This is a genomic window from Candidatus Cloacimonadaceae bacterium, from assembly GCA_030693415.1.
Classification (GTDB): Bacteria; Cloacimonadota; Cloacimonadia; order Cloacimonadales; family Cloacimonadaceae; genus JAUYAR01.
Window position 1 is genome coordinate 1 of sequence record JAUYAR010000094.1, and the last position, 19,337, is coordinate 19,337.

Consider the following 19,337-nt stretch of genomic DNA (forward strand, 5'->3'; position numbering starts at 1 on the left):
ATCCATTAAATGGACTTTGGCTCTTTGGTCTTTGGTCTTTGAAAATCCGCAGTAGGCGGACCGAAAAATTATATGAAACAGGAACGGCAGACGTCCCCGTCTGCCAAATCCCGGCAGGGCTTTACATTGTGCCGGTCACCATATCTATGGGCTTGCGTTGAAATACATAGCTCTTGCGAGCCAATGCAAACGGGGACGTTTGCAGCTCCGATGTGAATCTGCAGTTTTGCTGTGAATCTGTGAAAACACCTTTTAGAGCCACAACCAAGCGCAATTCCATCAAATTGCATCTCAAGCATTTGCTCCAGCGTCGGCATGCTGCGAAAACGAAAATCCACGCCAAAAACCATGTCTATATCAAGAACGATTTTCCCGCCTGAAAACTGCAATGCCAATTGCGTTTTGCTCCCGTAGAAACGATCACATAAAAAAAAGACTTTACAGTTTACAGGCTTATTTTGATCTTGTCTGCACAATGAAAAACAAGATGAAAATTATAGAAAGCACCTTGAAGGAATAGCGATGAAAAAATTACTTATTCTGCTCTTTGCCCTTTGTGCAATGGGCTTGTTTGCCGAGAAGGTGGATCTCAATTCCGCCGATTTCGGTGAGCTGATGCGATTGCCGATCTCGGAGAAACAAGCGCGCGATATCCTCGAATACCGGGAATACGTGGCTTATTTCAAAAACCTTTTTGAGCTGCGCAAGATCCCTTCGATCGATCAGAAGACCCTTCTGAGGATCAGGGATTTGGTGGTCGTTTCCTTATATCGGGAAAGCGATGATGCCGCTGTGCGTCGCGAAGAGATTCGTGATCTGCTTGAGCGGCTCGATAGCAACGAAGGCGCCTCCGAAGGCATGGCGGACGTTTGGATGGACTATCTGATGACGCCACAAAACGTAAACCGCATGCACTTTGACGATTTGATCAGCCTGCCGAATGTCTCTCCGGTGGACGCGGTCGCGATCTTGAAAAGAATTGCCCGGGGAGATTCCATTGCCGATATGCGTGATATGCGAAACTCCGTGGGTCTTTCCCACTATGGATACACCAATCTGCGCAGCTATGTCTATTACACCGATCCCCCGGTGCGCAACCGCATGATGTATGATGCCCAGCTTCAGTATTATACCCGCTATTTTGAAGAGGGACAATATGATATGCTGCACGAATCCTTCCTGCGCAGCGGCTATGGCAATGCCAGCGTGGTGATCCCACACAACAAGAATCTTGCCTATTGGGGCTATTTTAATCTCGATCGACTCGATCCCGATGTGCTGATGAAGCTGCGCATGCGCTATGGCAACAACTATAAGACCGGTTTCATAAACTATACTTCCAAAGCCGAGCCGGGTTTGCAAACCAAGACGGCTTCGGAGATCATCGCGGATTCCAAGTTCTATGCCGGATACGAGAATGACGCGCTATCCATCCTCGACAATACCAGATTGAAGCTCTATCTTGGTCATTACCGCGTCACCTACGGCGAGGGCTTGGTGATGGAAAACACCGATTTCTACAGCGCCCGCAAGACAGGATATGGTTTCAGCAAAAGGATATTGGGCATCACGCCCGATCTTTCCAGAACCCAGGAATTTGCCCTGCGCGGAGCTGCGGTGGAGCTCACTCATCCGGTGATCGGCATCTCGGCATGGGTTTCTCAGGATAACAAGGATGCGATCGTCTATGTGGATCAAAGTGGTGAAACGCTTCAAATCAACGGAAGGGACAAGATATTTTCCTATGTCGTTCCTTCGATCAGATTTGACAATGCCGAGCTGCGTGAAGCCGAGGCATTTTTCAACGCCGAATTGATTCAGGGCAGCGCCTATGCCGTTCCTTACGTGAATCTTGCCTACCGCAAGGACGCTCTCAAGGAAAGCCTTTGGGGCACTCACCTGCAAGTATCTCCTTTCATCGGCACCAAGCTTGGTTTCACCACCTACACCGCTTTGTATGACAGCGCCCACTTTGTGGTGCCGGGATTCAACGATCTGAGGTCTCTGTTGGTGCGGGATTCCTATTACTATCCCAAATTTAAGATGATGGATGCCGAGATCACTGGGCTTTATAGCACTTACAAACCGGGTCAGTATGACAGAGATTTCAGAAGAGTGATCGGTTTCGATGGACACACCGTGATCGGCAATACCTCCATCCAAGGTGAATATGCCGAGCTGACGGTCACCGGCGAAGATCACAAGATTGGAGACGATCCCAAGGCATACCTCGTTTCGGCCTATACTCAGTTTGAAAATCTCTATTTTCTCACGCTCTTCCGCCATTACGATGTGGATTTTGACAATCCTTACAGCAATGCTTTCTCCGAGCATGAGAAGTTTGACGACACGATATTGGAAAAGAACGTCTATGCGCTCACCAATCCGATGCTTTCCGATGTCTATCTGAATAGCTCGCAAGCACAGCCGGAGCGCGGGGTCTATTTTGAGACGCGTTATAAGTTCAACAACTATTTCACGGTTGGCCGCAGCTATCTTGATGTCTTCGAACGTCTCACCGATGGACGCCGCACCGCCAGATTCCAAAGCGAGCTGGAATTTCGCCCACTCTATCAATTGGGGCTGCGGATGCGCTATAAGAATCAGGTGAATCGTTATGACGACACCGCCGATCGCGGAGTCTCCAAGACGAACGAATATACGATGTCCGTCCGCACCTTCCTTTCAAACCGCAACTTCCTGGAATTTGAATATCGCTATAACACGGTGATCATGCCGCCATATACATCGCTCACCAATCCCGCTCAACCGGGTAACAATTCGATCGCAGGGGCGATGACGCTCATGACCGGAGACTATATCGGAGTGAATTATACTCACAACTTCAATAAGAGTTTGAAGCTGCAGGGTTCTTTCATCTATTGGTTCGGACATGGCATCTCTCACTGGGATTGGGAAGACATGGAGATCGATTTCATGGGCGAGAAAGGAAGCAAAGCCTGGGTCGCGCTGCATAGCCGCATTTCCCGCAATATGTATTTATCGCTAAAGTTTAGAAATAAAACCTACCAGACCAAAGAGCTTTATATCCGCAAATATAACGTCCCCATTGCCGCGGAAAACTACTTTGAACGGGTGGAACACATCGAAAACACTATTCGCATTGGTCTCGACTACCGCTTCTAACGTGGAGGAAACATGTTATTAATTAAATCCAGCAAAACGCTTGTCCTGCTCAGTCTGTTGATCTCTTTGTCCGCAGCGCTTTCCGCTTGGTCGATCACGGACACCTATTTCGGCAACAAAATCACGAATCTCGATGCCCGCTCCTATGCCATGGGCGGGGCTGGAGTTTTCAATGACCAGCGTCCTTTCGGGATCTCGGTCAATCCGGCAAACCTCACTCTGATGAAAAAACAAATCGGCATTCAGGGCGCTGCTTTTGTCATCCGCAATGAGGACAACCGCAGCCTGCCGCTCTATAACTCGTTTGATAACTACATCGACGATGCCGTCTATGCCTCAAACATCAATTCCTATGATGATTATGCCAGCGCCGGCTTCTCAGCACTGTCCTTCGGTGATCTCAGAATCGGCTTGGGAGCATATTTCAAACCGCTCTTGAGCTTCGACGGCAACTACGTGGAAGAAATCCGCAACAACCGCAATACTGACAACGACGTATATCCGGAAAAGATTGCCCAAAACATGATCGAAAACAGCGGTGTGCTCAATCAGAGCGCCGGAGTGCTTTCCTTTGGTTTTGGTCTTGGCGAAATCGCGGATATCAATCTTGGCGTGGATTATGCCAAACTCAATGGTTCCAGCACGATGCTCAAAACCATCCGCTGGTCGCAATGGGCGGCAAACGTCACAGGTCCGAATATTCTACCGGCTTACACCCAAACTGTGGAAACCGATCTGAATGGCAGCCAGCTCAAGGTCGGAACTGGCATCCGCGTGAACAACCGTTTCGGATTTGCGGTTACCCAAACGTTTATGGCAACTTTGGATCGTACCGGGTTTAACCGCATTCAGCGCGAAGCCTATCGTAACACTCTTGCGATCGATACCACGGTCGTCATCGGCGAGGATTATATCCTTCCCTCGGAGATTCGCGTCGGTTTTCTCTATCAGCCCAGAAACATCATGCGCACCTGGTTCAATTTTGATGTCGAGTTTGTCAAATGGTCGGATATTTCATCCCATTATGACGATGTCGTCAATTTCTATGCCGGAGTCGAACACCACGTGGAAAACCGCTTGCCCCTGCGTCTGGGCTTCCAGGCACAGCACAATTATTTCTACAACGAAGAAGCGGATGGATCAATCATCGTCAAAAAAGTTCTCTCTCCGATGATTACTGCCGGCAGCAGTTTCCCGCTCACCAAATCCCTGACGATCGATCTCGGCTTTGGCTATTCCTGGCGTGAATACGAAGCCCTTGATATGTTCAAAGATACCTATTACAATGATAAGCTATATACCGGAAACAGCACCTACGTTTTGTGGCCGAATCAATACATCGTCCTGAGAGACCGCGGCTGGGAAAACCCCGACAAGGTGAAAGAAAACAACGTCAGCTTCAATAGCAGCATCACTTTCACATGGTAATACTATGAAACACCTCAGCTTGATATTCATCAGCCTGGCGCTGTTCGGTCTTCTCATCGCTGAAGACCTGCGCCTGGACATCATGTTTTCAAATGACGTCCATGGCGGCATCGACCGTGCCCAGGCTACTTTCATGAATCCGGAATTTCCTCCCCAACTCGGAGGAGGAGGTTCTGCCGCCACACTGATCAGGCACATCCGTTCCAAGGCGAATCCGAAAAGAAGCAACCTCTTGCTCGATGCCGGAGATTTCTTTCAAGGACGCCCGGTGGGAACGGTGACCAAAGGCACAGCCGTGATCGAATATATGAACGCCATCGGCTATGATGCCATGACCCTCGGCAATCACGAATTTGATATCATGGACACCGAACTGATGGAAACGCTCGAAATGGCAAACTTCCCCATTCTGTCCTGCAACATTATCGACAAACGCACCCAAACCTTCCCCTGGTATGTGACGCCTTACCGCATTTTCAGCCGCTTGGGAGTTCGCTTCGGCGTTGTCGGTTTCACTACCACCGATACGGAGAAGATGAGCTTTCCGGACAATATCAAAAACATCTCTTTCCAAAGCGAGAAAGAAGCGGTCAACAAATATGTCCGCATCCTGCGGGAAGAGGAAAAAGTGGATATCGTCATCGTCCTCGGTCATGCCGGTTTGCCATATAATATCGAATCCACCTATCTCAGCCGCTACGACGCCAAGGGCAATCCCCTTCACGAGAAACGATATGCCGTTTGGGGATACGACGCTCAGGAGATCGCACGTGAAGTTCCCGGCATCGATCTCTTCATTGGCGGACACATGCATCGCGGCATTCCGGAGCCGTGGGTGGATCCCTATACCCACACCATGGTGATTCAGGGCTATGCCTATGGGTCAAACCTCGGTTGGATCACTCTCAAAATCGATCCTGAGACCAAAACGATCACCGGATACGAGCTTCCCGCCATTCGCGAAGGCGCCATGATCACCCTCTTTGAGGATCAATTTATTCCCGATGAACAGATCGGAAGCACCATTGCCGCACAGGTTGCCATCGCCGAAAAGGGTATGGATGAAGTGATCGGCACTGCGGGAGTCTATCTTTCAAGAGTGAACGTGGACGCCCAAAGCCTGATGGGAAACACGGTCGTGGACGCCATGCGCAAAGAAGTGAACGCGGATTTTGCCTTCATCAATCTTGGCGGCATCCGTTCCGACATCAAAAGCGGACCGGTCACCTATCGCAGTGTCTTTGATGTGATGCCTTTCGACAACATGGTCGTGAGCTTCAGATGCACTGGAGAATTTCTGCGCCGCATCATCGAGACCCGTGTGGAAGGCGGTCGCCATGGTCTGATCGTCTCCGGAGCAAACGTTATTTACAGCAAAAAGCGTCCTAATTTTGATCGCGTGACCTCTCTACGCATCGGCGGACAGCTTTGGGATCCAAAGAAGATCTATCTCTGCACCACCACGGATTTCCTCATGCAGGGCAATGCCGGCTTGTCACTACTCACTCAGGTTCCAGAAGAGGATATCATCTATCATCAGATAAACCTGCGCGACGCCATCGTGAACTACTTCAAAAAAGCCAGCCCGATCAAGACCAAGATCGATGACCGTTGGGCGCGGGACGACAATGCAAAACCTACTCCTGAGATGAGGCAATAAACATCAAACAAACACTCGCATAAAAGCGGTATTCACTACAATAAAAAGAACCCCGGAGCTTTCACTTCGGGGTTTTGAACACATCATAGACCTTTCAATAATCTGTTTTATCAACCTCTTTCGCTGAGGTGGGAATCAACCTTCGGACTTGGCATCACTGCCACTGCCGGTAGGTAGCTTTTGGACTTCAAATTCGTTGTAGAAATGGTTTAGAGCAGTGCCAATATCCTCAAATTCGATCGAGTGCTTTTTGCAGCCGGCTCTGGAACAGATGGATACCTTTCCTCCCTCGATCAAGTGAAAATCCACCAGCGGCGCCTTGCACTCACTGCATTCGCCGGAGGAACGGAGATCCGCGAGGCAGTGTGGGCATGTGAGAGTGGCGATTGATTCATCTTCGATGTCGATGTCGGATTGCAGATTGTAGCTTCCATAGATGGATGATAGCCAGATGTAGCCTTCCCTATCGCCGATGCTGATCATCAGCTTGATCGAGGGAACTTCATCCACCAACGTATTCTCATCAACAAGCATTTTCCCGCACGCGGGACATTTCAGAGCCAGGTTTACGAAGTGTTTCATAAATCCTCCATGATTCTGCACTTGGTATTTGTGTCTTGCCTATATAATATTGACATTCCACCAAATGCCAAGCAAAAAAGAGAATGTTTCAAATATCACTTCACGATATTATTGCATGACAGAGGGTTGCAGTTTCACTTCCTTGAAAAGGGTGGAATCCCCAAATATTGCCAAATCGAGGATGAGTTTCTCTCCGATTGCACGGTAGGAAAAGACGTCCCTGACACCGGCTTCCAGATATACTTTGCGCACCAGTTCCGAACAATAGAGTTTATCGGATTCGTTCAGGTCAAAATCATGATCAAAAGCGGCTTTGCGTTGCAGGTGATAAAATGCTCTTTGCGAGACCAGTTCCCGATTTATGGGGAAAACGGGTTGGACGTGCATCACTTTGTTTTGATGCGCTCCCGCGATGAAATCTTTTACCGTATTGATGCGGATTCCGTCAAAAGCGGAGATCCTGCCGGAGATCGTGTGTATCACCATCCAGCGCTCATTTCCACGTACGAGAATGCCGCAATGGGACATACCTTTTCCACCGGGGAAAGCAGATATGATCATATCCGAAACGATGTTGTTGCCCTTGCGTAGAAGGATATCCCCGCCTTGGAAAAGGCTGCTGTCGGGCTTGGAAACATTTCCCGCATGAGAATATTCCTCACCGACAGCGGAATCCATCCGACTCTGAAAACGGATTCCGATGACGATGAGGAATAATGAGGTTAAAATGAAAATGAGTTTCTTATTTGCCGACATTGCCTTTGTCGAGCTTGACTTTCCACTCTCCGTCTTCCTTGACCATGTTCAAGGTCTTGGATTGTTTATTGCCGGGATCGCTTTTCTTCCATTGCTCGTAGGTGACAATGGCGGTTTCGCCTTCGATCTTGGTTTCGACGATATTATACTTCATATCGTCCATGTCACCTTTCTGATCTTCATTGAGGTTTTTCATAAATTGTTCGGCGAAAGTGAGCAGCTCTTGCGATTGCTTTGATGCATACTGTTTGGCAGCTGTAAAATCCTTCTTATCCATAGCGTCGAAGAATTTCCTGGCAACTTTGTCGGCTTTGTTTCCGCATGCGACGAGCGCGATCAGAACAATCAAAACCAATAAGGCGATAATGGTCTTTTTCATGTTGACTCCTTTGAAGTTTTTCCTCATCGGCGCATTGTAGATTCCGCAAGTTATACGTCAAGCATTATTTTTTTTACTCACGCCTGAAGACACTCATTGCTGGGATTATCGTGTTTCTTCATGATCTTATATCTCGTTATTGTGCAAACGCTTACGTGATCCATGCTCATTCCTTTCCCCTTCCATAGCCTTAATCAAGCGTTAATCAAGCGTTAATCAAGCGTTAGTTTTATTACGCTTGATTAAGGCTTGATTAACATTTGCTTGACACTTTGGAAGGGGGAAGGATAGTGGCGCCAACGAAGTGGAGGTTACCATGAAAGTAACGATTAAAGCGGGCATAATGGGGCTTGCGGGCGAAATTGACGGAGCGATATATTATTATCATCCGCGTTTGAAACGCACCCTGATGCGCAGCAAACCAAAGATGCCAAAGCAGGCGATCAACGACAAATATCGCAAGATCAGCAAAGCGCTCAAGGCGATCAATCCATCGGAACTCTTCAAAGCGGATTTCAAGATTTATATTTCCGTGCGCAGAGATACGGACGATAGTTTTTCCGCCCCCGGCTGGTATTGCATCTGGGTGAAAATGATGTGGGCGATGCAAAGGAAATATCCCGATCTCGTCGATCTGCAAACGCTCACCCGCAACCAGATTTATGATAATAATCTACCCTGCATCAGCATTAAAAACGCGATCGCCGACGGCTTGATGGATCCGATCCGCAATTGGGAGCTTTTGGACAAACATATCTGAGCTAAAGATATGTGGCATACGTTTTTACCCATACAACCGGAAATGTATGCCACATTAACTAATCGGAAAATAAGGCATTATATTAGGATCATAATCGGAAATAAAGCCGTTTATTGGGGATTATCATCGGAAAACCGGCAAAAACAGCTTGACAATTTTCAAGCGTCTCTCAAGTTTGATTCTGAGGTAAGCTTATGATAAACAGAACTATCGAAGATCATATACGGCAGCGTTTGTTCAGCAGGAAGGCGATCATCGTTCTTGGTCCGCGTCAAAGCGGGAAAACCACGATTCTGAAGCGATTGGAGCAGGCTCATCAAAATGACGCGCTCTATTTTAACTGCGACGAAACAGATATCCGCGCCCAGCTTTCCAATCAGAATCTGTCGATCCTGAAAAGCTTGATCGGAGAAAATAAATTGATTCTGATCGACGAAGCGCAAAGGGTTGACAACATCGGACTGACCATCAAGATCATGGTGGACAACCTGCCAATGGTGCAGATCGTTGCAAGTGGTTCATCCGCGTTTGAGCTTTCCGACCGGGTGAACGAACCGCTCACCGGCAGAAAATGGGAATTTCATCTCTATCCCTTTTCCTTTGAGGAGCTCGCCAAACACAGCGATACCATGGAAGAAATCAAGCATCTGCTGCCGCGCCTGATCTATGGTTCCTATCCGGAAATCGTCAATAATCCCGGCAAAGAGCGCGATGTATTGACCAACTTGAGCTCCAGCTATCTCTATAAAGACATCTTTAGTTTGTATGATATCCGCAAGCCGGAATTGATAGAGCAACTGTTGATGGCACTTAGCTTGCAGATTTGCTCTGAAGTTTCATATCACGAACTGGCACAACTACTTTCCAGCGATCCGGCGACGATCGAACGCTATATCCTCATCCTGGAAAGGGCATATATCGTGTTTCGTCTCATTAACTACAGCACAAATCAGCGTAACGAGATCAAAAAATCCCGCAAAATCTATTTTATAGATAATGGAATCCGCAACGCTTTGATATCGGATTTTAGACAGATTGATCTGAGAGACGATATCGGCAAGCTCTGGGAAAACTACATTGTGTCCGAACTCCATAAATTCAGAAGTAATTACAATTCCATAGCCAAGCCATATTTTTGGCGTTCTGTCGGCAGCGGTGAGATCGATTTTCTGGAGCTTGAAAACGCTCAACTCACGGCTTATGAGATCAAATGGAATTCACAAAAACGCGCACGGACAAGGAGTTTCAACAATCTCTACCCCAATGCGAAGGTGAACCTGATCAATCGGGAAAACTATTTTACCTATTTAGTGGGGCAATGACGAAGATCATGGCAGGAGACGATTCAACAATCGGGCGGAGCAAGGTGCGCAATTCAGTTCCAAAGCACGGATTCTCTTGACAAATAGCTCCCCTTCGAGGCGTGGTAATCTCCAAACTAATACGGATCAGGAAAGATAAAATGCGATTTATACATGAATTAAAAGTGATCAAACGAGCGGTGGACGAAGTGCTACCGCTGGAAGATATGATCAAAAAACTGGAGAAATCCGAAAAAACCGGCATGCCCCTGAGGATCAAATTTGGCATCGATCCCACCGGTTATGACGTCCACATCGGACATCTGGTGCCGATCCGCAAGATGCGCGATTTTCAGGATTTGGGACACCTCGGAGTGATCATCATCGGAGATTTCACTGCTCAGATCGGTGATCCCACCGGGCGTGACGAATCCAGACCCCCGCTTACTTTGGACGAGATCAAATATAACAGCGAAAGATATATGGAACAGCTTTTTACCGTGCTGAAACCGGAATTGACCGAAGTGCGCTATCAAAGCGAATGGTTTGGCGGCATGGGCATGATGGACGTGCTTGGTATGATGGGAAAGTTTACCTTAGCGCAATTTATGGCGCACGACACTTTCCGCAACCGTTATGAGCAAGGACTCCCGCTCGGCTTGCATGAGATCATGTATCCCATCCTGCAAGGCTATGATTCCGTGGCGATCAAATCCGATGTGGAACTGGGCGCCACCGAACAGAAGTTCAACATCCTCTGCGGACGCGACATGCAAAGACACTTTGGCATGGAACAACAGGTCGCGGTGCTCTCTCCGATCCTCACCGGCACCGATGGAATCAACAAAATGGGCAAATCACTCAATAACTATATAGCCGTTTTCGACAGCGCCGACGATAAGTTTGGCAAAGTGATGTCCATCCCGGATTCCCTGCTTTTAAACTATTTCAAATATGCCGCGAACTATGATGAAGAGGCTATCGAAGCGATCAAACTCGAGCTGGAAGGCGGGATCAATCCGATGATCTTGAAAAAGCGTCTGGCGCGCGAAATCGTGAGTTTCTATCATGATGACTGCGCTGCCCGCGAAGCTCAGGAGCACTTTGAGAAACTCTTTTCCAAAAAGGAAATCCCGCAGGAGATACCGGAATATTTCACGCCTGACACAAGCATGCGCATCGTGAAACTGCTCACCGAAAGCGGACTCTGCGAAAGCGGAGGAGAGGCAAAACGCCTCATTTCCGGAGGTGGAATCTCTATCGATGGAAACAAGATATCCTCCATCGAAGCGGAGCTCGAAATCACCGACGGGATGGTGATCAAAGCCGGCAAACGCAAGTTCGTGCGCATTAGGAGAATCTGATGGACCAGCATCTGCAAGACAGCATCGTCAAGACCGGTGTCACAATTGGAATCATCGGCATCATGTTTTACTGCATCATTTTGCATGAGATCAGCCACGCGCTGGTGGCGCTCTGGCTTGGTGACGACACCGCCAAACGTCAGGGACGCATGAGTTTAAATCCGATCAAGCACATCGATATGTTTGGCACGGTGATCATGCCGCTGATACTATATTTCACCGCAGGATTCATCTGGGGCTATGCAAAACCAGTGCCGATTAATCCCCACAACTTTGTCAATTACAAGCGGGACATGGGTTTGTCTGCGTTAGCTGGTCCGGTCACAAACGTGATGATCGCGATCGTCTTTGCTCTGGTCTATCATCTCTTGCAGGGATTTGCCCTCTTTCAAAGCATCGCTTATATGGTGGTGTTTTTCAATCTCTTATTAGCGTTTTTCAATCTGATACCGATCCCCCCGCTGGATGGCTCCAAGGTTTTGGGCATTTTTCTGCCGGATCAGGCATATTTCAAATGGACGGCACAAGAGCGCAAAGGCATGTTTGCGCTCTTTATCATTATTATCGCATCGCAGCTGTTGGGCTTGAACGCGATCGGCTCCGTGGTTTTGCCTCCGGTCAAGTTCATCATGAATCTGTTGGGGATTGGCTAATTTATTGCATATCATAATCAAATAAAAACATACAGGATAGAATCATGGACAAAAACAAACTGATGCAAATGATTGACGAGCACGAAGTGAAAGCAATCGACCTGAAATATTGTGGAATGAATGGACACTGGTATCATATCACTTTTCCGGCGCGTAGAATCCAAAACGTGCTCGAACGCGGAGTTCCTTTTGACGGATCATCGATTCCGGGCATGCGTTCAGTCGAATCCGGAGACATGGTTTTGATGCCGGACATTGAAACCGCTCATCTCGATCCGTTCTACGAAACGCCGACCCTGAGATTGCTGTGCTCGATCTGCGATGCCGAAACCCGCAAGGGCATCAAGAAAGATCCCCGTAGTGTGGCAAAGCGCGCGCACGAATATCTGATCTCCACAGGAATCGCAGACAGCAGCACCTGGATTCCGGAGCTCGAATTCCACCTCTTTGACATGATTGAATATAACTCGGATGAATTCTCTTCGGGATATACGATCAGTTCGTCTGAGAACAAGGCGTGCCTGCCGATGGATTTTGACGACATCGATGGGATCGCCCAGCAGGGCGTGAAGGGATATCACATGGATACACCCTATGACCGTTTCTATGAGCTCAGACAAAAGATGGTGGACACTATCGAAGATTATGACATCAAGATTCGCTATCACCATCATGAAGTGGGGCTCTCCTCACAACAGGAAATCGAGACCGAACTGCTCGCCTTTCCAAAGATTTGCGATGATACGATGGTGATGAAGGATATCATTCGGCGAACCGCTCTCGAATATGGCGTCACCGCTACTTTCATGCCCAAACCGGTTTACAATCAAGCTGGAAACGGGATGCACTTTCATATCATGCTGCATAAAAACGGCAACAACGTCTTCTTTAAAAAAGGTGGCTATGCAGATCTCTCGGAAGAAGCGATCTGGTTCATCGGCGGAGTGCTCAAACACGGACGCAGCCTCGTTGCCTTCACCAATCCCAGTACCAATAGCTACAAGCGACTGCTGCCCGGTTTCGAAGCTCCGGTGAAATTATTTTATGGCTTGGCAAACCGCAGCGCAGCGATTCGCATACCCAAATATGCAAACACTCCGGAGAGCAAAAGATTTGAATTCAGAACCGGTGACGCCACCTGCAATCCCTATTTTGCCATGAGCGCCATCCTGATGGCAGGGCTCGACGGCATCATAAACAAGATTGATCCGGCACAGTATAACTTCGGTCCTTATGACGATAACGTCTTTAACTGGAGTGAAGAAAAGAAAGCGACCCTGCTATCGATCCCCGCAAACCTCAAGGAAGCGATGCAGTGTCTTGAAGAAGATCATGATTACCTACTGCAGGGCGGAGTCTTCAACGAAGAACTGATTGAGAGCCACATCAAGCTCAAGCTCGCCGAATACGAGGCTGTTTTAAACAGAGTTCATCCCCATGAGATGATCCTCTATTACAATTTGTGATTTAAGGAACGATACTTGCAACAGTGTCGGTCATAAAGATTATTCCAAAATACTAAGGAAAGACAATGAAAAAACTTGTGGTTCTCCTACTGCTCAGTGTGTGTGTGTATGTCGCATTTGCCGCACAGACTGAACACCAATTTCGTACATATAACGATGCGTTCTCGATCGGTTCGAGAAACGTTGCTTATATGGACATCAATTTCAGCTTGCCTGAATATGAGATCGTTGAAGAAAACGTGGGCGGAGCGATCTATCACCGAATCCTCCTGCCCGATGCCGGAACCCTGATGGAAAGCGGCATGCCGGAGCTACCCACTATCTCCATCAACATTGCGATCCCGCGCAGAGGCGGAGTCTCCATCGAAGCGCTCGCTTCTCATCAGACCAATGTATCTCAGTTCAAAGCGTATCCTTTGCAGCAGGGACATGAGCTGGAAAGTCCCAAAGCCTTTGTGATCAAGAATTCTTATTACAACAGTGGTGGCATCTATCCGGAAGCCGCTATCGAATATAGTGATCCGATGATCATTCGCGATTTTCGTATCATCACCGTTCAGATCAATCCCTTTTCCTACGATGCCGAAAACCAGGAGCTTGTCGTTCGTGAAAACATCAGTTTCCGGCTGAACTATCATAACTCCATCGGAATCAACGAACTCGAAGGTGAGCTGACAGGCTATTCCCCCAGTTTCACCAAGATCTATGAATCCATGATCCTCAATTTTAACGATTACCGCAATCCGATGTATGCAAACGTGCCGCCCCGCTATCTGATCATCTATGGCACCACCACCGATCAGAACTTCCACACTGCCTTGAACGGCTATATTCTCTGGAAAAAGCAAAAAGGTGCGGATGTCGATGTTGCCAGTACTGCGACAAACTCAGCGGGATCAAGCACTACTTCGATCAAGAACTATATCCAAAGCGCCTACAACAATCCCGCCACGCGCCCTGATCATGTCATCTTAATTGGAGACACCGGCGGAGCCTACACAATCCCCACGTTCACGGTCAGTGGCGGTCCCGGGGATTATCCTTATACACATCTTGCCGGAGGAGACGGTCAAGGCGATGTGTTTATCGGCAGAATCTCCGTCGAGGATTTCACTCAGTTCAATCTGATGCTGGCAAAGACCTATCTTTATGAAAGAGACATCAACGTCAGCACCGCTGCCTGGCTGGAAAGAATGCTGTTAGTGGGAGACTGGTCTCCCTCAGGCATTTCCACCATGTATATCAGCAAGTATATCAAGGAATTGGCGCTCTACGTGAATCCGAATTACACTTTCACGGAACTCTATGGCGCAGAGCCTTCCGCCGCCTCTATGAATACCGCCATCAACCAAGGCGTCGGCTTTTTCAGCTTTCGCGGATATCTTGGCATGAGCGGATGGTCTCCTTCGGAGTCGTTGAACAATGCGTTCCGCTTGCTGCATGCAGTGATCATCACTTGCGGAACGGGAAATTTCAGCGGCGGCACAGCCACCTCCGAAGCCTTTGTCCGGCTCGGCACTTCCGCCTCTCCCAAGGGAGCGGTGACCGCCATCGGCATGGCTACTTCATCCACCCACACGACTTTCAACAATTGTGTGCACGGTGCCATTTTTGCCGGAGTCTATGCCCATGAAATGAGAACCATGGGCGAGGCTCTCCTGCATGGCAAGCTGTATCTGAATCAGATATTTGGGGTTTCCTCACCCGGTAACGTCATCAGCTTTGCGCAATGGTCTAACCTAATGGGCGATCCCACCATGGAAGTCTTCGTCGGCATACCCAATCAATTCAATATCACTGCGCAAAGTACCATCCCGCTTGGTTTGAGCCTGCTTGATATCGCGGTCAGAAATGTTGGAAACCTCGCTGTCGAAGGCGCCTGTGTGACCCTCACTCAAGGCACCAACGTGATCGCCAGAGGCTACACCGATATCAATGGAAACGTGATCATGAACCTGCCTGTCTCGATGGTTGCCGGAGCGATGATCATCACCGTTTCCGCGCACAATTTCAAACCGCTGCAGCAAAATATCACGGTAGCCAACATCGCAACCCTCGTTCCTGATTCAATCCTTATCGAAGATGACGCCAACGCTCCTTCGAACGGAAACGGAGACGGACTTGCCAATGGCGGCGAGACAATTGAAGTGCTCTTTGGATTGAATAACACCGGCTCGACCACGATCAGCGGCATTAGCGGATACATCACCACTACCAGTCCCTATGTGACTTTTACAGATTCCACGCTGTCTTATCCGAGTATTCCCGGTCAGGGGCTTGGCTTCAATAACACTCCGATCGTGATGAATATCGCCAGAAACACTCCCCATCTGGAAACCCTTCGCATTCATCTGATACTCACCGATTCACAGGGCACGGAATATGACGTCTCGGAGTTTATCATCGTGCACAACGCCAAGATCAGATATCTTTCCTATGCCATGGTCGGAAACACAAACAACGCTCTTGATCCCGGTGAAACCAGTGCCTTCAATGTGCTGATCTCAAATATCGGCGCCATGCCTGTGACCGGTGTTTTCGGCAGGCTCTATAGCTTGAACGATCTCGTTTCGACTCCGGATCACACAGCTTATTATGGCGATCTGGCAGTGAACGCACAGGCGAACCCCACCACCGATAACTTCCAGCTATTTGCACGTTCCGAAACACTGCCAGGCATGCTGATCCCGATGCGATTGAAACTATATAATGCACTCGGTTTCGAGCAATGGGTTGAATTTACCCTCACCGTCGGCGTCGTCACCGTCAACGATCCTCTGGGTCCAGACACCTACGGATATGTGATCTTTGACGATACGGATGCCTCCTATAGCCAACGCCCTATCTATGATTGGGTGGGAATCGCTCCCGCAGAGGGAGGAGTAGGCACACCGCTCGCGATCTCAGATTCATATACCTCAGGAAACGAAGGCGACCAAGTGGGTGCAAACGCACTCGCAGTCGTCACTCTGCCCTTCCCCTTCCAATTCTATGGCAGGTTGTATAGCCAGATCACTGTTTGCTCAAACGGATTCATCGCCCTGGGTGTGACCGCCAATGCCGAATTCCGAAACTTCCGTTTGCCGGGCGCCATGGGTCCCAATCCCATGATCGCTGCTTTCTGGGATGATCTTGCAACTCATGCCGGCAGCGGCATATACACCTGGTTCGACCGTAATAATCATGCTTTTGTGATCGAATGGTACAATATGCGCAACGGCAACAACGGCACGTCTCCGGAAACCTTCCAGATCATTCTCTATGATCAATCCACCCACTCCACCAGCCTTGGCGACGGACCAATCAAGATCCAATATCACACCTTCAATAACGTTGACGCTCAATCCGGAAGCCGTCATGGCAATTTCAGCACCATCGGAATCGAAGACCACACCGGTCAGGTGGGGCTTGAATATTCATTCAACAATCAATATCCAGCCGGTGCCTCTCCGCTTGGCAACCAACGCGCCATCTACATCACCAACGTGCCAGTTTATCTCCAAGTGGCGCATGTCATTTTGGGCGAGACCTATATCACGGACAGCAACGGCAACAGCGTTTGCGAGCCCGGTGAAACAGTCGAACTCGGCATTCAGCTCAACAACGCGGGAAACACTTTAGCGGACAACATCGTCGCCACACTGTCCACCGATAACCAATTTGTGACGATCATCAACGGTGTCTCCGACTACTATCCTTTAAACGCAGATGATTATGGCGTGAACCGCAGTCCCTACAGATTCAGCGTTTCGCCCCTCTGCCCCAATGGTCAGATCATCAATTTCTCACTGCAGGTCGTCTCCGGAGAATACCTCTGGACTCGTCAGTTCAGCATCCGCATCGATGCCTCCGTGCTGGAATACCACTCATTCCTGATCGAGGATTCCATAGCAGAGTTCAACGGTGTCATTGATCTGATGGAAACCGTCAAGCTCGTAGTCAACGTCAGAAACAACGCTGCGGTCGAAGCCAGAAATGTCGTCGCCGTTCTCAGTACTTCGAATCCGGACGTGGTCATTTCCGCACCGATATTGATCAAACCCGGAATCCAGGCAAATAACATCATGCAGTTTGTCTTTAACCTGCAGTTCAACGGCGTTAGCGGAACCGGCAATTATGTGCCTTTCCAATTCAATGCCACGTCCGGAAACGGTTTACCGCTTTCCACGACTATCCATGTTCCCTACAATATTCCGGAGCTTTTCAGCAATTTCGAACAGGAAAATGCCGGATTCATCTCCGAAACCGGTTGGGCTTGGGGTACACCTTCGCAGGTGGCTCCATACTCCGGACAGAAAGTCTGGGCGACCAACCTGAGCGGAACATATCCCCACTTGGTGGAATATCACCTCTTCACTCCTTCCTACACTCTGCAAGCCGCCAGCACGCTCAGCTTCAAACATTATTACAATGTGGAATCTGGCTATGACGGCTGCAACGTTAGCATCTCCATAAACAATGGAAATACCTGGACTATTCTGACCCCTGTGGGCGGATACACCCATACTGCGCTTTCCGGTTTGAACGGTGAGCCAGGCTATTCCGGAAACAGCAATGCCTGGATGTCCGCAAGTTTCAACCTGAATAGCTACGCGGGGCAAAGAATCAGGCTGCGTTTCCGTTTTGGATCAGACGGAGCGGTGAGCAATATCGGTTGGTTCCTGGATGACTTCATGCTCACGGGAGTCGATCGCAAGACCGGCTATCTGCATGGAATCGTGATTCCCACTTCCGATTTTTCCCCTACCTTGGCAACGGTTTCGGCAAACAACTATCTTGCCACGAATCCTGCTGCCGACGGCACTTTCAAGCTCTATCTACCCTTTGGCAATTTCTCCGTCACAGCTTCTCTGCCGCACCATCAAAGCTCATCAACGAACAACGTCAATATCTCACCCTCCGTGCCTCATCGCTACACGGAGTTTACCCTGATCAGCCTTCCCAAGCCGGCGAGCATTCACTTCACTGTGAACAACCTCACCGGATTGATGAACCTGAGCTGGATGGAACCATTCGACCCCGTCCTGCCGGTGATGGCATACAAGGTTTACAAGAAATTTGATTCAGGTCCTTTCACCCTACTCCAGGAAACGACCTCCACCTATTTCAGCGAAACCATCAGCCTCCACGGCACATATAAATACTTCGTGACCGTCCGCTACATCAATACCGAGGGAACTCCCAGCGACACGGTGTCCTTTGCCTTCCCCTATGTAAGCAACGCGGAAGAAGCGCAGACTCCAGGATTGGTCACAAATCTCAGGGGAAATTACCCCAACCCCTTCAATCCCAGCACCACCATTTCCTTTGATCTGGCAAAAGCCGGAAAGGTGAAACTCAACATCTACAACATCAAAGGACAATTGGTGAAAGCCCTGGCAAACGACGTTTTCGGCGTTGGCAGACACCGCATCATCTGGGATGGAAAGGACAACCACAAGCGCAGCGTCGCCAGCGGAGTGTATTTCTACCGCCTGGAAACAAAGGGCTATACCAATACCCGCAAAATGCTGATGTTAAAATAACATTAAACTCTCGTAAATCTAAATATGACCCCGGTGGAAACACCGGGTTTTTCTTTTTGCCCAGAGAAATATGATAACATGTAGAGCAGCATGCCGATGCTGTTTATCCGGAAAGCTAATCTGGGAATCCGGGGAGTTTAGCAGCAGTGGCATGCTGAACTACCGGAAAGTTTATTGCATTTTCGTTTCCGCAGCATCGGCATGCTGCGCTACCACGCCCCACTGCGTCAATCATGCCTTAATCAAGCCTTAATCAAGCGTAATAAAACTAACGCTTGATTAACACTATGGAAAGGGAGTGGCATCGGCTATGAAC

At 48.8% G+C, this 19,337-nt stretch carries 12 protein-coding genes; 9 read left to right on the forward strand and 3 right to left on the reverse strand.

Annotation, left to right across the window (positions count from 1 at the left end; genetic code table 11):
• Positions 1-522 precede the first annotated feature (522 nt).
• From Q8M98_05575 to Q8M98_05585, 3 genes are read left to right on the forward strand one after another with little or no spacing between them, the layout of a single operon-like run.
• Positions 523-3,147, forward strand: a complete 2,625-nt coding sequence (locus tag Q8M98_05575; protein ID MDP3114231.1) for a helix-hairpin-helix domain-containing protein — start codon at positions 523-525, stop codon at positions 3,145-3,147.
• Between the two features lie 12 nt (positions 3,148-3,159).
• On the forward strand, positions 3,160-4,575 hold the full coding sequence (locus tag Q8M98_05580) for a hypothetical protein (protein ID MDP3114232.1): 1,416 nt from the start codon (positions 3,160-3,162) through the stop codon (positions 4,573-4,575).
• Between the two features lie 4 nt (positions 4,576-4,579).
• On the forward strand, positions 4,580-6,235 hold the full coding sequence (locus tag Q8M98_05585) for a bifunctional UDP-sugar hydrolase/5'-nucleotidase (protein MDP3114233.1): 1,656 nt from the start codon (positions 4,580-4,582) through the stop codon (positions 6,233-6,235).
• A 135-nt stretch (positions 6,236-6,370) separates the two neighbouring features.
• On the opposite strand, the gene Q8M98_05590 is transcribed toward Q8M98_05585, so the two are convergent.
• From Q8M98_05590 to Q8M98_05600, 3 genes are all read right to left on the reverse strand, one after another.
• A complete protein-coding gene (locus Q8M98_05590; GenBank protein MDP3114234.1) occupies positions 6,371-6,817 on the reverse strand; it encodes a hypothetical protein in 447 nt (148 codons plus the stop codon).
• 108 nt (positions 6,818-6,925) lie between these two features.
• Positions 6,926-7,573: a YiiX/YebB-like N1pC/P60 family cysteine hydrolase gene (locus tag Q8M98_05595; GenBank protein ID MDP3114235.1), complete on the reverse strand. Its 648-nt coding sequence runs from the start codon at positions 7,571-7,573 to the stop codon at positions 6,926-6,928.
• Entirely contained in the window at positions 7,560-7,952 is a 393-nt protein-coding gene (locus Q8M98_05600) for a DUF4878 domain-containing protein (GenBank protein ID MDP3114236.1), read from the reverse strand. The genes Q8M98_05595 and Q8M98_05600 overlap by 14 nt, the downstream gene beginning before the upstream one ends.
• A gap of 316 nt (positions 7,953-8,268) precedes the next feature.
• On the opposite strand from Q8M98_05600, the gene Q8M98_05605 reads away from it, so the two are divergent.
• From Q8M98_05605 to Q8M98_05630, 6 genes are all read left to right on the forward strand, one after another.
• Entirely contained in the window at positions 8,269-8,712 is a 444-nt protein-coding gene (locus tag Q8M98_05605) for a hypothetical protein (GenBank protein MDP3114237.1), read from the forward strand.
• Between the two features lie 194 nt (positions 8,713-8,906).
• Complete coding sequence (locus tag Q8M98_05610; protein MDP3114238.1) at positions 8,907-10,034, forward strand: ATP-binding protein; 1,128 nt, start codon at positions 8,907-8,909, stop codon at positions 10,032-10,034.
• 140 nt (positions 10,035-10,174) lie between these two features.
• Entirely contained in the window at positions 10,175-11,377 is a 1,203-nt protein-coding gene (gene tyrS, locus Q8M98_05615) for a tyrosine--tRNA ligase (GenBank protein ID MDP3114239.1), read from the forward strand.
• The gene (locus tag Q8M98_05620) at positions 11,377-12,030 is read left to right on the forward strand and encodes a site-2 protease family protein (GenBank protein MDP3114240.1); all 654 of its coding nucleotides are present in this window, start codon (positions 11,377-11,379) and stop codon (positions 12,028-12,030) included. The genes tyrS and Q8M98_05620 overlap by 1 nt, the downstream gene beginning before the upstream one ends.
• A 44-nt stretch (positions 12,031-12,074) precedes the next feature.
• On the forward strand, positions 12,075-13,496 hold the full coding sequence (glnA, locus tag Q8M98_05625) for a type I glutamate--ammonia ligase (protein ID MDP3114241.1): 1,422 nt from the start codon (positions 12,075-12,077) through the stop codon (positions 13,494-13,496).
• A gap of 65 nt (positions 13,497-13,561) precedes the next feature.
• On the forward strand, positions 13,562-19,021 hold the full coding sequence (locus tag Q8M98_05630) for a C25 family cysteine peptidase (GenBank protein ID MDP3114242.1): 5,460 nt from the start codon (positions 13,562-13,564) through the stop codon (positions 19,019-19,021).
• Positions 19,022-19,337: the final 316 nt, after the last annotated feature.

Bases quoted from the DNA above. Each gene is read 5' to 3' on its own strand.
- Q8M98_05575 (MDP3114231.1), top strand. From the start codon at position 523: ATGAAAAAATTACTTATTCTGCTCTTTGCCCTTTGTGCAATGGGCTTG.
- Q8M98_05580 (MDP3114232.1), top strand. From the start codon at position 3,160: ATGTTATTAATTAAATCCAGCAAAACGCTTGTCCTGCTCAGTCTGTTG.
- Q8M98_05585 (MDP3114233.1), top strand. From the start codon at position 4,580: ATGAAACACCTCAGCTTGATATTCATCAGCCTGGCGCTGTTCGGTCTT.
- Q8M98_05590 (MDP3114234.1), bottom strand. From the start codon at position 6,817: ATGAAACACTTCGTAAACCTGGCTCTGAAATGTCCCGCGTGCGGGAAA.
- Q8M98_05595 (MDP3114235.1), bottom strand. From the start codon at position 7,573: ATGTCGGCAAATAAGAAACTCATTTTCATTTTAACCTCATTATTCCTC.
- Q8M98_05600 (MDP3114236.1), bottom strand. From the start codon at position 7,952: ATGAAAAAGACCATTATCGCCTTATTGGTTTTGATTGTTCTGATCGCG.
- Q8M98_05605 (MDP3114237.1), top strand. From the start codon at position 8,269: ATGAAAGTAACGATTAAAGCGGGCATAATGGGGCTTGCGGGCGAAATT.
- Q8M98_05610 (MDP3114238.1), top strand. From the start codon at position 8,907: ATGATAAACAGAACTATCGAAGATCATATACGGCAGCGTTTGTTCAGC.
- tyrS (MDP3114239.1), top strand. From the start codon at position 10,175: ATGCGATTTATACATGAATTAAAAGTGATCAAACGAGCGGTGGACGAA.
- Q8M98_05620 (MDP3114240.1), top strand. From the start codon at position 11,377: ATGGACCAGCATCTGCAAGACAGCATCGTCAAGACCGGTGTCACAATT.
- glnA (MDP3114241.1), top strand. From the start codon at position 12,075: ATGGACAAAAACAAACTGATGCAAATGATTGACGAGCACGAAGTGAAA.
- Q8M98_05630 (MDP3114242.1), top strand. From the start codon at position 13,562: ATGAAAAAACTTGTGGTTCTCCTACTGCTCAGTGTGTGTGTGTATGTC.